The sequence below is a fragment of the Rhodococcus sp. NPDC003318 genome (assembly GCF_042879035.1).
Lineage (GTDB): Bacteria > Actinomycetota > Actinomycetes > Mycobacteriales > Mycobacteriaceae > Rhodococcus_G.
Genome location: NZ_JBIAOU010000005.1, coordinates 221,236 through 235,895, shown reverse-complemented (window position 1 = coordinate 235,895; position 14,660 = coordinate 221,236). Strand labels below are relative to the sequence as shown.

At 70.8% G+C, this 14,660-nt stretch carries 12 protein-coding genes; 5 read left to right on the top strand and 7 right to left on the bottom strand.

Annotated elements, in window-relative coordinates; all coding sequences use genetic code 11:
* The first annotated feature begins 85 nt into the window (after window positions 1-85).
* A complete protein-coding gene (locus ACFYVR_RS11975) occupies window positions 86-3,382 on the top strand; it encodes a BTAD domain-containing putative transcriptional regulator (RefSeq protein ID WP_387473039.1) in 3,297 nt (1,098 codons plus the stop codon).
* 48 nt (window positions 3,383-3,430) lie between these two features.
* Here ACFYVR_RS11975 and ACFYVR_RS11970 read toward each other — a convergent pair whose 3' ends face one another.
* The 7 genes from ACFYVR_RS11970 to ACFYVR_RS11940 form a co-directional block, all read right to left on the bottom strand.
* Entirely contained in the window at window positions 3,431-4,258 is an 828-nt protein-coding gene (locus ACFYVR_RS11970; RefSeq protein ID WP_387473037.1) for an ABC transporter permease, read from the bottom strand.
* Window positions 4,255-5,238: an ATP-binding cassette domain-containing protein gene (locus ACFYVR_RS11965; RefSeq protein WP_387473035.1), complete on the bottom strand. Its 984-nt coding sequence runs from the start codon at window positions 5,236-5,238 to the stop codon at window positions 4,255-4,257. Before ACFYVR_RS11965 ends, ACFYVR_RS11970 begins: the two co-directional genes overlap by 4 nt.
* 228 nt (window positions 5,239-5,466) lie before the next feature.
* A complete protein-coding gene (gene menE, locus ACFYVR_RS11960; RefSeq protein ID WP_387473033.1) occupies window positions 5,467-6,627 on the bottom strand; it encodes an o-succinylbenzoate--CoA ligase in 1,161 nt (386 codons plus the stop codon).
* A 36-nt stretch (window positions 6,628-6,663) separates the two neighbouring features.
* Window positions 6,664-6,972: a DUF3349 domain-containing protein gene (locus ACFYVR_RS11955; RefSeq protein ID WP_387473031.1), complete on the bottom strand. Its 309-nt coding sequence runs from the start codon at window positions 6,970-6,972 to the stop codon at window positions 6,664-6,666.
* 16 nt (window positions 6,973-6,988) lie between these two features.
* Window positions 6,989-7,330, bottom strand: a complete 342-nt coding sequence (locus ACFYVR_RS11950; RefSeq protein WP_387473029.1) for a DUF3349 domain-containing protein — start codon at window positions 7,328-7,330, stop codon at window positions 6,989-6,991.
* Between the two features lie 36 nt (window positions 7,331-7,366).
* Entirely contained in the window at window positions 7,367-7,672 is a 306-nt protein-coding gene (locus ACFYVR_RS11945; protein WP_387473027.1) for a hypothetical protein, read from the bottom strand.
* 16 nt (window positions 7,673-7,688) lie between these two features.
* Window positions 7,689-8,969, bottom strand: a complete 1,281-nt coding sequence (locus ACFYVR_RS11940; RefSeq protein ID WP_387473025.1) for an anion permease — start codon at window positions 8,967-8,969, stop codon at window positions 7,689-7,691.
* A gap of 324 nt (window positions 8,970-9,293) precedes the next feature.
* On the opposite strand from ACFYVR_RS11940, the gene ACFYVR_RS11935 reads away from it, so the two are divergent.
* The 4 genes from ACFYVR_RS11935 (at window position 9,294) to ACFYVR_RS11920 (ending at window position 14,658) form a co-directional block, all read left to right on the top strand.
* Window positions 9,294-10,712 (top strand): ABC transporter substrate-binding protein, encoded by a 1,419-nt coding sequence (locus ACFYVR_RS11935; protein WP_387473023.1) that lies wholly within the window; start codon window positions 9,294-9,296, stop codon window positions 10,710-10,712.
* Window positions 10,713-10,803: 91 nt separating this feature from the next.
* On the top strand, window positions 10,804-13,143 hold the full coding sequence (locus ACFYVR_RS11930; protein WP_387473021.1) for an ABC transporter permease: 2,340 nt from the start codon (window positions 10,804-10,806) through the stop codon (window positions 13,141-13,143).
* The gene (locus ACFYVR_RS11925; protein ID WP_387473019.1) at window positions 13,130-13,924 is read left to right on the top strand and encodes an ABC transporter ATP-binding protein; all 795 of its coding nucleotides are present in this window, start codon (window positions 13,130-13,132) and stop codon (window positions 13,922-13,924) included. Before ACFYVR_RS11930 ends, ACFYVR_RS11925 begins: the two co-directional genes overlap by 14 nt.
* Entirely contained in the window at window positions 13,921-14,658 is a 738-nt protein-coding gene (locus ACFYVR_RS11920; protein WP_387473017.1) for an ABC transporter ATP-binding protein, read from the top strand. Before ACFYVR_RS11925 ends, ACFYVR_RS11920 begins: the two co-directional genes overlap by 4 nt.
* Window positions 14,659-14,660 lie beyond the last annotated feature (2 nt).

Genomic DNA, 14,660 nt, shown 5'->3' with positions numbered 1-14,660 from the left:
CCCCGATCCTTTCACCACCGGGCGGCCGGACCGTCCACCACCGGCGGCACGGCGAGTGCGGGCCCGGGGCCTACCATGGTCGCCGGTGCACCCCGATTCGAACTACCTCGCCCCGGCCGCGTCCCCCGGCGTCGAGGTCGCGCTGCTCGGCGAGGTCGCGACGCGACGCGGCGGTGACCTGGTCCCGCTGCCGGGGACGCGCGCCCGCAGCCTGCTCGTCGCGCTGGCCCGCACGCCCGGGCGGATGCGCAGCGCGCAGGCGCTGATCGAGGACGTGTGGGGTGACGCGCCGCCGAAGTCGCCGATGAACGCCCTGCACACCCAGATCTCCCGGCTGCGGGCGGCGCTGCCCGACGGCGTCCTCGAGAGCGGACCGGCCGGCTACCGGCTGGACCTGTCCCGGGCGCAGGTGGACCTGACGTTGGCGCGCGCGCTCGAGCAGCACGCGCAGCAGCAGCATGCCGACGGCGATCACCTCGGGGCGGTGGCGACGGTGCGGCGGGCGCGTGACCTGTGGCGGGGTGAACCGGCCGCCGACCTGCCGCCGGGTGACCTGGCCCGGGAGCTCGCCGAGGACGCGTCGTCCCGGTCGGCCGCGCTGGACGCGGTCGAGATCGCCGCGCTGGTGGCGGCGGGGGAGTTGCGGCAGGCGTTGCCGCTGGCCCGGACGTCGGCCGCGCGGGCCCCGCTCGACGAGCAGGCGCACGGCCAGCTGATGCTGGTGCTGTACGGGCTGGGGCTCGGCAACGAGGCGCTCGAGGTCTTCGCGGGTCTGCGGGAGCGGCTCGCGGACCGGCTCGGCACCGACCCGTCACCGCGGCTGGTGGAGCTGAACGCGGCGGTGCTCACCGCGGCGCCGCTGCCCGTTGCCCGGCCCGCCGTGACGTACGGGCCGGAAACCGTTGCCGTGCAGTCGGGTCCGACCTCGGTCGGACTGCGCGCCGCTCCCAACGTGTTGCTGGGGCGGGACTCCGACCTGGCCGGGATCGAGCGACTGCTCGCCACGACGCGGGTCGTCACCGTCCTCGGCCCCGGCGGCACCGGCAAGACCCGCATCGCACACGAGGTGGGACTGCGCGCCGCCCAACGGGTTCCGGTCGCCCTGGTCGAACTGGCGTCGCTGCGCAACGGTGCGGACGTGATCGCGGCGATCAGCAGCACGCTCGGCATCGGTGAGGTCGAACTCGCGCCGGGCACGACCTTGACCCGGGCCCGGATCCACGACGCCCGCGACCGGCTGCAGGAGGCGCTGTCGGCGCGTCCGTCGCTGCTGATCCTCGACAACTGCGAACACCTCGTCGACGACGTCGCGGAGGTCGTCGCGGACCTGGTCGCGGCGAGCGATCAGCTGACGGTGCTCGCGACCAGCCGGGCACCGATGGCGATCACCGCGGAGGCGGTCTATCCGCTGCCGCCGCTGACCGTCGACGAGAGCGGTTCCCCGGCAACGGAACTGTTCCGGGCGCGGGCGCAGGCGGTGCGCCCCTCGGTGCGACTGGAGCCGTCGGCGGTGGCCCGGCTGTGCCGGACGCTGGACGGGCTGCCGCTGGCGATCGAACTTGCCGCCGCGCGGGTGCGGACGATGAGCGTCGAGGAGATCAACGACCGCCTGACGGACCGGTTCGCGTTGCTGCGGTCCGGCGACCGGACGTCGCCGCAGCGGCACCGCACCCTGCACGCCGTCATCGAGTGGAGCTGGAACCTCCTCGAACCCTACCAGCGGGCGGCGCTGCGCCGACTGTGCCGCTTCCCGGCCGGCTTCACCCTCGACGCGGCCGTGGCCGTCGCCGAGTGGGACGGGGTGGCCGACGCGGCGGACGCGGTCGAGGGGCTGGTCACCCAGTCGATGCTCACGGTGGTCGAGGACCAGGTCGGCCTGCGGTATCTCATGCTCGAGACCGTCCGCGAGTTCGGCGAGGAGCAGCTGGCCCTGGCCGGTGCCGACGAGGAGACCGCCGTGACGGAGCGGACCTTCGACTGGGCGCAGCGGTTCTGCCTGGGCGCCGTTCGGCGATTCCTCGACGGCGACCAGACCACGGTCACACATGTGGCAGACACCGAGCACGACAACCTGCTCGCCGTGTTGCGGCAGGCGCACGGCGTCGGTCGCGAGGACGTGGCGCTGACCCTGTTCCCGGTGCTCGCCGTGCTGTGGACGTTCCGCGGCACGCACTCCGAGGTGGTCGCCTGGGCGCCGCGGATCCTCGACATCGACCCGCGCGGCGCGGCGGCGCGGGCGGTCCCGGGCAACGTGCTGGCGCTGACGTACGTCCTCCTCGCCGGAGTGTTGGCGTTCGGCGGCGTCAGCCGTTCGCTGGCCCTCGCGCGAGTCCGGCTTCGTGAGATCATCCGGGTCCGAAACGATTTCGATCCGGTGATGGCGACGGGCGCGACGCTGATGGTGCTTCCGGCGACCGGTCGCGGTGTGCCGCGGACGCTCGCCGTCGCGGTCCGTCACCCCGACCGCGCGTCCCGCTGCGCTGCGCTGATCGTGCGGGCGAATCTGCGCGAGAACGGTGGTGACCTCTACGGCTCCGGCGTCGACGCCCGGATCGCGCTCGAACTGGCCGAGGCGGCCGGGGAGTCGTGGACGGTGTCGATGGTGTGCCAGCACCTCGGCAGTCTCGCCGCCCAGTCCGCGCGGTACGAGGAGGCGGTGCGGTACTACCGGCGGGGCGCCGCGCTGATGCAGGAGCTGCACGTGCTCGAGGAGACTGCGGCCATGCACAGCTACATCGCCGCGGCGCTGGTCGGACTGGGCCGTCTGGACGAGGCACACCGCGAACTGGAGTCGGCGGGTCCGCTGGTCGAGGTCCCGGACGGTCCCGGGCGGCGTGACGGGGCGCAGAGCGCGGCCGCCGTCGCGGGGAGCCGAGCCGAGGTGGACCTGGCGTCCGGTGACGTCGAGGCAGGGTTGCGCGGGTACCGGTCGGCGCTGGGGCTCGTCGGGTGGCCGGAGCCGGGGGTCGAGGACAACCCGGATCCGTTCGGGCTCCTGGTGCTGTCGGCCGCTGTCGATGCCCACGTCCTCGCCGGGCGAGCCCCCGAGGCCGCGACGATCGTCGACTGGTTCACCGCACGGATGCTCGAGCAGCTCGGGCCCGGCGGGCATCGCGACCATCCGCAGACCGGCGCCGTCGCGTGCGCGGTCGGCAGCTTCGACATCGCGACCGGTGTCGACGACGGCGTGCGGTTGCTGGCGCTGGCCACGAGAGTGTCGCCGCGACAGGACTTCCCGTCGATGCGGGTGGACCGCCACCTCGACCTGGCGCGTCGCACCCTCGGCGACGCCCGCGTCGAGGACGCGCTCGCTGCGGTGGCCGGCATCCCCCGCCGCCGGGCCCGGGCCCTGATCCTGGAGGCGCTGCGCGCCCGTGAGTAGTTCCGGCCCCCTGGGGGACCGGAAGGACTCACGGGCGGCGGAGCCGCGTCAGGTCTTGCGCATGTAGGTGCGGACGGCGATCGGCGCGAAGATCGCGACGACTGCGGCGGCGCCGACCAGTGACCACACGAGTGGCATGCCGACGTGCCCGTCGTTCACCAGCTCGCGGACCGCGGTCACCAGGTGCGAGACCGGGTTGACGTTCACGAACGCCTGCATCCACCCCGGCATGGTGTGGGCGGGGACGAACGCGTTGGACATGAAGGTCAGCGGGAACAGTACGAGCATCGAGACGCCCTGCACGGTCGAGGCCTTGCTCATCACCACGCCCATCAATGCGAAGATCCAGCTGATCGCGAAGGCGCACACCATCACCAGCAGGCCGGCGGCGACGACGCCGACGATGCCGCCGCCGGGGCGGTACCCCATCGCGTAGCCCATCACGAACGTGATCGTGGTGGCGATCGCGTACCGCACGACATCCGAGAGCAGTGCCCCGGCAAGGGGTGAGATACGGGCGATGGGAAGGGATTTGAACCGGTCGAAGACGCCCTTGTCCATGTCCTCGCGCAGCTGGGTGCCGGTGACGACGGACGCCGTGATGACGGTCTGCACCAGGATGCCGGGGATGATGATCGGCAGGTACGACGCGACGTCACCCGAGATGGCGCCGCCGAAGATGTACGTGAACATCACCGTGAAGATCACCGGCTGGATCACCACGTCGAACAGTTGCTCGGGATTGTGCTTGACCTTGACCAGACCGCGGTAGGCCATCGTCAGGGACTGGGTGAGGGTCTCGCGCAGTCCGATCGAGCGGGCCGCGGGAACCGGCGCGGTGGGGGTGCGGGTGATGGTGTCGACTGCGGTGGTCATGCCGCGCTCCTGTCCGTGTCGTCGGTGCTGTCGTCGGCGCCGTGGCCGGTGATGGTGAGGAACACCTCGTCGAGGCTGGGCTTGCTGACGGTGATCTCGTCTACCCGGATCCCGTTGTCACGCAACCGGATCAGCAACTCGGGTGTGACCGAGGTGTCGGTCAGCGGCGCGGTGAGGCGCGCGGCCTCCGGGCTGACCGCGACCTCGGTGCCGAGCGCCTCGGCGAGCAGCGTCCGGGTCGCGTCGAGGTCGCCGCGGTCGACGAGGGTCAGCTGCAGCGACGACGTCCCGACGGATGCCTTGAGTTCGTCGGCGGTGCCGTCGGCGATCACCCGTCCGCGGTCGATGACGGCGATCCGGTCGGCGAGCTGATCGGCCTCGTCGAGGTACTGCGTCGTCAGCAGCACGGTGGAGCCCTCGGCGACCAGGCGCCGGATGGTGTCCCACATCTGCGCGCGGGTACGCGGGTCGAGGCCGGTGGTCGGCTCGTCGAGGAACAGCAGCGGGGGATGGGAGATCAGGCTGGCCGCCAGGTCCAGACGTCGGCGCATGCCGCCGGAGAAGTTCTTCAGGGCCCTGTTCGCGGCCTCGGTGAGCGCGAACTCCTCGAGTAGTTCGGTGGTCTTGCGGCGGGCGTCCGCGCGGCTCAGTCCGAGCAGCCGGGAGAAGATCATCAGGTTCTCGGTGGCGGTAAGGTCCTCGTCGACCGACGCGTACTGGCCGGTGACGCCGACCAGCGACCGGACGGCGGTCGGCTCGGCGACGACGTCGTACCCGAAGACCCGGGCGTGACCGGCGTCGGGGCGCAGCAGGGTGGCGAGCATGCGGATGGTGGTGGTCTTGCCCGCCCCGTTGGGGCCGAGGACGCCGTAGACGGTGCCGGTGGGGACGGTGAGGCTGACGCCGTCGACCGCGGTGAAGTCGCCGAAGCGCTTCACCAGCCCCTCCGCCTCGATGGCGGGGGGAGTCGAGAGGTTCATGAGGAGTCCTTTCGGATCGGCCGGTGTTGGTCCCCACCCTCCGACGGCCCGCTTGCACGCCCCTTGCGTCGCCCTTGCGTCGGAGCAGCGGACCCCGACCACCGGCTGATCGACGTTCTGGTTGCCACCGTGCTCCATCGCGCGGCACTGACCGGTTCAGCGCCGTCATGTGTGCCCGACGCCTGAACGTGTGGGATTCCTCCCGTGATCCGGGAGGAATCCCACACTTCACCGGGTGAAGCGGGCGGTGAGGTCGCGGCGGTCCACCTTGCCGGGGCCGCGCAGCGGCAGGGCGTCCAGCAGGTGCAGCTCACGCGGCGCCGCCGTGGGGTCGAGGGTGCGGATCACGTGCTCGCGCAGCGACTCGAGGCTCGGCGCCGTGACGCCGACCGGCACCACCGCGGCCACGACGCGCTGCCCGAGCCGGTCGTCGGGCACCGCGAACACCGCGACCTCCGCGACGTCGGGGTGGGTGACCAGCGCGGCCTCGACCACCTGCGGGACGACGGTGAGCCCGCCGGTGGAGATGGCCTCGTCGAGCCGGCCGAGGATCCGCAGCACCTCGCCCTCGACGAAGCCGGCGTCGTCGGTGCGGAACCAGCCGGGCTCGGCGAACGCCGGATGATCCGGCAGGCCGCGATACCCGGACGCCAGCACCGGGCCGCCGAGCAGCACCCGCGAATCGGCGTCGACCCGCACCCGCACCCCACTCAGGGCGACGCCGTCGTACACGCAGCCGCCGCAGGTCTCGCTCATCCCGTAGGTCCGCACCACCGTGATCCCCGCAGCCCGGGCCCGGGCCAGGACGGGAGCCGGGGTCGCGGCACCGCCGAGCAGGACGGCGTCGAGGTCCGCGAGCGCTGCGGTGGCCTCCGGGTGGTCGAGCGCCTTGATCAGCTGCGTCGGCACCATCGACGAGTAGCGGCGCGGCCCCGACATCCGGGCGACGGCGCCCGGCAGCGCGGCGGGGTCGAAACCGACGCCGATGTCGACGATCACCGGATCGGTGCCCGCGAGCACGGCGCGGGCGAGGACCTGCAGGCCCGCGATGTGGTGCGCGGGCAGCGTCAGCAGCCACGATCCCGGACCGCCGATGCGGTCGTGCGTGGCGGTGCCGCTGGCCCGCAGCGCCGCCGCCGACAACTGCGCACCCTTGGGGACGCCGGTCGTGCCCGAGGTCGCGACGACCAGCGCGACCTCGTCGTCGATCGGTTCGCCTGGACGCAGCGCATCGGAGAGCCGGGCGATCTCGCGGTCGTCGCCGGCCGGCACCGGCAGCAGTGCGGGTCCGTCACCGGCCAGTGCTCGTTGCAGGGCGGGGAGTACGTCCGCGACCGCCGGACCGGTCGCAACGGTCAGGGTCTGCAGCACGGAACTCACCCGGCCCATGCTGCCACCACGGACCGCGGCGGCGTCCTCCGGACCTCAGGCGTCCGGCGTCTCGGTGTCCGCCAGCGACCACCCGGCGCTCTCGAGGTGTCCCCGAACCCGCACGATGTCGGATTCGAGCGGCATCTCGTCGGTGACCTTCGTGATGAGGACCGCGATGTCGACCCGGTCGATGGCGTCGGTCGGGTACTCGACGAGGGCGGCGGTCACCGCAAGGACCTCCTCGTCGGTGAGGCGGCGTCGCAGCAGGGCGATCAGCGGGACGTAGTCCTGCTCGGGCACACCGTTGGGATACCCGGCCCGAAGCCAGCCGAGTATCGAGGTGAGAAGCGGTGTCAGGCTCACGGGCATACCGTCGGCGCTACGGCTCGGAGCCGGGGTCCGCGACGCCGGCGTGGTCGGCGAGCGACCAACCGGCGGAGACGAGGACCGCCTCGACCCGCGTGATGTCCTCGGCGGACGGCTCGGCGTCGGTGACCTCCCCGATCAGATCGCCGATCCGGTCGCGGGCGATCGTCGCATCCTCTTCCTGGCCGGCGGCATCGGTGAGCGCGACCGCGACGTCCTTGATCTCCTCCGGGGTCAGCCTGCGATGCAGCAGGGCCACCAGCGGGATGCGGTCCTTCGGTGGCACGCCTTCCGGGTATCCGGCGCGCAACCACTCCAGCACCGACTGGGGGAAAGTCGATTTCGTGGGGGTCACAGACACACTGCCTCTCGAACGCCTGGTCTCTCGACGCTAGAACAGGTGGATCCCGAACGTGTGGTCGAGGAAATCGGACATGATGAACAGGATCCCGGTGGCGATCGCGATCACCACGATCGCGAAGCAGACCGCTGCCGCGATGACGGCGAGCGGCCCCCGGCGAGTGGTGCTCACCTGCTCGGCCACGCGGCCCGTCGGCGCGGCGCCGGACCCGTCGGGAATACCCGATCCGAGCAGTCGTAAACCGCACGCGAACAGCGCGGGCAGCCCGGCTCCGAGCACGAGTCCGACCAGGATCACCTGCCACAGGGATTCGGCGGTCTTGGTCAACAGATCCATCGGTGTCTTCCGTCTGTCAGGCCGACACGTTGTCGGCAGGTGCCGACGTGTCGGGCTTCGGGGTGGGCGGGCCGGGGATCTGCTCCACGAGTTCGGCGTCCAGCGCGGTGAGCTCGGCGAGGGTGGCGTCGGCCGCGACCAGTTCGGACGGCGAGGCGTCGGGCTCGAGACGTCCGGTCCATTCGGCGTTGACGTTGCGGTGGTCGACCGGCTGACGACGCGACCGCACGTACATCAGCCCGGCCAGCGCGAGCAGGATCGCGAACACCACCAGCACACCGGCGAGACCACCGACCAGATGGGCGATTCCCCAGCAGATCGCGCCCGCGAGCGCCGCGGACGGCAGCGTGATCAGCCAGGCGACGCCCATCCGGCCCGCGACTCCCCAGCGCACCTCGGCGCCGCGACGGCCGATTCCGGTGCCCATGATCGACCCCGTCGCGACGTGCGTCGTGGACAGCGGCAGGCCGAGATGGCTGGACGTCAGAATGATCGCGGCCGACGACGCCTCCGCGGCCATACCCTGCGGCGCGGCGATCTCGACCAGACCCTTGCCGAGGGTGCGGATCACGCGCCAGCCACCGAGGTAGGTGCCGAGCGCGATGGCGACGGCGCAGCCGAGCTTGACCCAGAACGGCATCGGCGCGTCGGCGCTGATCGTGCCGTGTGCGACCAGCGCCAAGAAGATCACGCCCATCGTCTTCTGCGCGTCGTTGGTGCCGTGCGCGAGGGAGACCAGTGACGCCGACCCGACCTGCCCGAGCCGGAATCCCCGCTCCTTGGTGCCCTCGTCGACGCTGTGGGTGATTCGGTAGATCAGCCACGTGCCGCAGGCCGCGACGAGGCCGGCGACGACCGGGGCCAGCAGCGCGGGCACGATGACCTTGCTCAGGACGCCACCCCACTCGACACCGTTCATGCCGATACCTGCGACGGCGGCGCCGATCAGACCACCGAACAGGGCGTGCGAGGAACTCGACGGAATCCCGAACAGCCACGTCAGCAGATTCCAGAGGATGCCGCCGACCAGACCGGCGAACACGATCAGCAGCAGATCCTCGCCGCCGGTCGAGCTGAGATTGACCACGCCCTTGGCGACGGTGGCGGCGACTTCGACGGAGAGGAACGCGCCGACCAGGTTCAGGGTTGCGGACAGCGCCACCGCGACCTTCGGTCGGAGAGCCCCGGTCGCGATGGAAGTTGCCATCGCGTTCCCGGTGTCGTGGAAGCCGTTGGTGAAGTCGAACCCTAGGGCTGTGACGACCACGACGAGAAGAACGATGAGTTCCGCGTTCACGATCCCCAATCCTCCGTTACGACGGCGTAAATGTCGAGTTGACAGCGGGTGTTCCCAGGATGTCCGGAGCATGGCCGGGAGATGTACTCGGACCGGCCCTTTCGCTCGTCCCGGACGCGTCCACGCCGCCTCGTCCCGGCGCTCGGCCCCCGGCGCTGTGGGCTAACTCACGCGCGGTCTCACTGACCGGGAACCGGCGGATTCGTGCTGTGACGGCTGGTTAGCGTCCCCGCATCGAGTGACGCAGAACACTCTTCGCCTCACCCCGACACCACCCCACGTGAATTCCCACCCCACCCCCCGTACGAAACGGAGACCCCGACCGTGAACCCACGCACGACCGCGAGACTCGTCGCGGCCCTGGCCCTGTCGGCCACCCTCGTCTCCGCCTGCGCCACCGACCGCGGCGGTGACGCCGGGGTGCCGGTCTCGGGCGCAGCCGGCGCTGCGACGTCCGCCGCGACCGCGGACACCGAGTTCGGCACCCTCGCGTCGCCCTGCGGGACCGGTGACGCGTCGGGCGCCACCGACCAGGGCGTCAGCGACACCGAGATCAGGATCGGCTACGGCGACGACCGCGGCTACGCGCAGAGCCCCGGGCTGAACAAGGAGATGTCCGACGCCGTCGCCGCGATGATCGACTGGTGCAACGAGCAGGGCGGCATCAACGGCCGCACGATCGTCGGCACCGACTACGACGCGGCGATGACGCAGGCCAACACCGTCATGCAGGAGGCGTGCCGTTCCGAGTTCATGATGGTCGGCCACGGCTTCGCGATGGACCAGACAGCCGAGCAGACCCGGGTGGCGTGCAACATGGCCGCCGTCCCCGGCTTCACCGTCTCGCCCGACGCCGCGAACGGTCCGATGACCTACCAGGGCGTGCCGTTCCCGGTGGACTACGCCAACGGCGCCGCCTGGTTCCAGATGGCCCAGATGCACCCCGACCTGCTGGGCGACTTCGACCTCGTCGGCTCGACCATGCCGACGATCATCACGTCGCTGGCCAAGACCCGCTCCATCGCCGAGGCCGCCGGCTTCACGCTCAAGGACTGCGGCGTCACCATCAACTACCAGGGTGAGCCGAGCTACGTCCCGTTTGCCGAGAAGTACAAGCAGTGCGGCGTCAAGGGCCTGTGGACCTCGCGGTCGCCGGTGCCGAACGAGTTCAACTTCTTCAAGGCGATCGACCAGGTCGGCCTGGATCCGATCATCTTCGGCGAGGCCACCTGGTACGGGAACTCGGCGCAGCAGTTCAACGCCGGCAGCGGCATCCTGAACAACCTCAACGCCGACATGACCTTCCAGATGCTGGAGAACGCCGACAAGGTGCCGGCGGTCGCGAAGTACAAGGAGCTCGTGGAGGCGAAGGGCGGCAAGACCGCGCTGCTCGGCATGCAGTCCACGTCGTCCTTCCTGCTGTGGGCGACCGCGGCCAAGGAATGCGGCTCCGACCTGACCCGGCAGTGCATGGTCGACGAACTGGCGAGCATCCACGAGTGGGACGGCGGCGGACTGCACGCGGTCACCGACCCCGGCAAGAACATGCCTGCCGAGTGCGGCCTGATGGTCGCGCTCGAGGGTGCCGAGTACACGCAGGTGTTCCCGGAGCAGTCCGCGGAGTTCGAGTGCAACGACAAGTACCTGGTCAAGACCGATCCGTCGACGTGGGGTACCGAGCTCGGACCGGACCGCATCTCCACCAAGTACCTCGGACCGAACGTGATCACGCCGCAGGCCTGAGCGCGGCTTCGCCGCAGTGGTGCACTTTCGGACGGCGGAGCCTCCGAAAGTGCACCACTGAGGCTCCGCCTCATACACAGAGGGTTCTCACATGGACACATTCGTGACGTTCACGATCCTGGGCCTCGTGCTCGGGTCCGTCTACGCGATCGCCGCCTCCGGGCTGGTGCTCACCTACAACACCTCCGGAATCTTCAACTTCGCGCACGGTGCACAGGCCATGCTCGGCGCGTTCGTCTACTGGCAGCTCAGCGTGGGGTGGGGAGTGCCGACCCCGATCGCCCTGCTCCTCGTGCTCGGCGTCTTCGGGCCGCTGATGGGCCTGGGCCTGTACGTCCTGATCATGCGGGGACTGCGGGACACCGCCGAGGTGACCAAGATCGTGGTCACCGTCTCGATCATGCTCGGCATGCTGTTCCTGTCCCAGTGGTTCTGGCATCCGGAGGACCCGCGGACCCTGCGGATGTTCTTCGGCGACGACGCCGCGTTCTCGTTCTTCGGCGCCACCGTCCACGTCCACGAGCTGCTCTGCCTGATCGCCGCCGTCGCGATCGCCGTCGGCCTGCGACTGCTGTTCACCCGCACCCGGATGGGCGCGACGATGCGCGGTGTCGTCGACGACCCCGACCTGCTGCGCCTGAGCGGGCACAACCCGGAGCGCATCGCCGGCTTCTCCTGGGCGCTGAGCTCGATGCTCGCGGTGCTCGCCGGCATCCTGATCACCCCGATCAGCGGCGGCACCCTCGAGGCGAACCTGCTGACGCTGTTGGTGATCGACGCGTTCGCGGCCGCGATGTTCGGTCGGCTGCGCAGCATCCCGCGCACGTTCGTGGGCGCGCTCGTGCTCGGACTGGCCGGCACCTACCTGCTCGGCTACGCCCCCGCGACGTGGACGTGGACGTCGAACCTGCGCGTCTCGCTGCCGATGATCGCGCTGTTCGTGGTGCTGATCGTGCTCCCGCAGGACCGCCTGCGCGGTGCGGCGGTGCGCACCCGCGAGCGCTACCACGTGCCGTCCGTCCGCAAGGCCGTCGGCTGGGCGGTCGCGCTGGTGGTGATCGTGTACCTGATCCGGCTGCTGATGGTCGAGTCCGCGATCACCACGCTGACCATCGGCGTCTGCTTCGCGATCGTCGCGCTCTCGCTCACCCTCCTCACCGGGTACGCCGGCGAGATGAACCTCGCCCCGCTGTCCTTCGGCGCGATCGCGACGATCGTGGTGTACCACGTCGGGATCACCGGAACGGGTCTGGCGCAACGACTCACGATCGTCGGGGTGATCCTCGGCGTGATCGTCGCCGCGCTCGTCGGCGGGTTGGTGGCGCTGCCTGCGCTGCGGTTGCGGGGGCTCTACCTCGCACTCGCGACGATGGCGTTCGGCGTGTTCCTGTCCAACATGGTGCTCCGCGACACCACCGAACACGAACTGTTCGGGCTGCGGTTCTCGATCTTCACCGGCGGCACCCTGGTGATCCCGCCGCTGCGGGTCGGTCCGCTGGACCTGGCCGACCCGACCACCTTCCTGATGACCGTCACCGCTGTGTTCGCGGTGCTCGGTGTCGCGCTGGTGGCCCTGCGCAACAGCGGCTACGGCCGACGGCTGACCGCGATGAAGGACAGCCCGGCGGCGTCGGCGATGCTCGGGCAGAGCCTGGTCAAGCTGAAGCTGAGTGTGTTCGTGCTGTCGGCGGGCATCGCAGGTCTGGGCGGCATCCTGATGTCGTCGGCGATGGGTTCGGTCTCCGGGGAGTCGTTCACGATCGTCATCAGCCTGACGCTGCTCATGCTCACCGTGGTCGCGGGCATCGGCTACGTCAGCGGTGCCTTCTTCGGCGGCGTGATGGCCGGCGTCGGCTTCTCGGTCATCATGGTCTCCTTCACCAACCTCGCGAAGGCCCAGCCCGACCTCGAGGGCCTGTACCTGCTGCTCGGCAACATCGCGGCGGTCAGCCCGGCGCTGATCGGTATCGGCGTGGGTCACAACCCGTCCGGCAGTGTGCACCAGGTGGTCGAGAGCTATCGCACGCTGCGGGGCGCCAAGCCGGTGCTGATCGGCGGGGCCGCGGTCGTCGCGGTCGCGTACGTGCTGGCGCTGACCGGGATCCTCGACAACTGGTGGTTCGCCTCGATCACCATCGTCACGGTCTTCCTGCTGCCCGTGATCGGCGAGATGCTCATGCCGACAGCGGTTCTCGGGTCCGAGGAGGCCGCTCGCCGGCGTCCGGTCGACCCCGAGGTCGTGGGGATCGACGAGCCGTACGGCGAGGGCGTCATCGCGCGCGTCGACCGGGAACTCGGACTACCCGCCTCGCTCCGGCCGGCCGCACCCGCGACCCCGGCGGCGGGCCGGTGCGCCCGGCCCGATGCCGAGATCCCGAGCCCCACCGACACCGAGCCCGACAAGGAGCTGACGACCCATGCCGTCTCCTGACGCGACCCCGCTTCCCGGAACTCCGCTCGACGTGACGCCGCTCCTCGAAACACGCGGTGTCACCGTGCGATTCGGTGGCCACGTGGCGGTCGACGACGTCAGCCTCACCGTCCACGCCGGCACCGTCACCGGCCTGATCGGACCCAACGGTGCCGGCAAGACCACCCTGTTCAACACCGTCACCGGACTGCAGAAGCCGACTGCGGGACGGGTGCTGATCGACGGGCAGGACGTCACCCGCACGGCCCCCTACAAGCGCGCCCGTACCGGGCTGGCCCGGACGTTCCAGCGAATGGAGCTGTTCCTGTCGTTGTCGGTGCGGGACAACCTGCGCGTCGCCGGCGACATCCACGGCAACGGGACGCGGGGCGCCGGGACGCGTCGGCGGCGCGAACTCGAGGCCGAGACGGACCGGCTCCTCGCGCTGACCGGGCTGACGGACGTCGCGCACATGGACGTCTCGGACATCCCCACCGGCCGCGCCCGGGTCGTTGAGGTGGCCCGCGCGCTGATGACGGCGCCCCGGGTGTTGCTGCTCGACGAGCCCGCGTCCGGGCAGACGGAGCAGGAGACCGCGGACTTCGCCGAGTTGCTGGTGCGGCTGGCGGGGGAGGGACTCGGTATCTGTCTCGTCGAGCACGACCTGCCGCTCGTCATGCGGGTGTGTTCGCGGATCCACGTCCTCGACTTCGGATCGCTGATCGCGTCGGGGACCCCGGTCGAGATCCGGAACGACCCGGCGGTCGTCGCGGCCTACATCGGAACGGAGGAGGTGGCATGACCGCATCCACGGAAATCGCGGCGGATGTCGTTGCGACGGAGCCGCTGCTGGAGCTGGCGGGCGTGCGCGCCGGGTACGGCGCCATCGAGGTGCTGCACGGTGTCGACCTGCAGCTCCAGCCGGGCGCCGTCGTCGCGCTCCTCGGGCCCAACGGCGGCGGCAAGACGTCGACGCTGAAGATCTGCTCCGGCATCCTCCCGGTCACCGCGGGGGAGTTCCGGCTCGCGGGCCGGTGCGTCAACGGCGTCGACGCGGCCGCGCTGGCGCGGCTCGGGATCTGCACGATCCCCGAGGGGCGCGGGGTGTTCGCCAACCTCACCGTCCGGGAGAACCTCTGGGTGGCCACCGGAACCGGAGCCGCACTCGAGGATCTCGAACAGGTTGCGTACGAACGTTTCCCGATCCTCGGAAAGCGGCGGGGGCAGCTCGCCGGGTCGATGTCCGGCGGCGAGCAGCAGATGCTCGCGCTGTCGCGGGCGCTCGGCACCGCGCCGACCGTACTGCTCCTCGACGAGCTGTCGATGGGCCTGGCGCCCCGCGTCGTGACCGAGATGTACGACATCGTCGGGCAGCTCGCGGCAGAGGGACTGTCCATCCTCGTCGCCGAACAATTCGCGCGGGCCGTGCTGCCGATCGCCACCTCGGCGGCGCTGATGCTGCAGGGCCGGGTGGTCAGGACCGGAAACCCCGCCGACATCGACAGTGAACTATCGACCAGCTACCTAGGAGGATGACC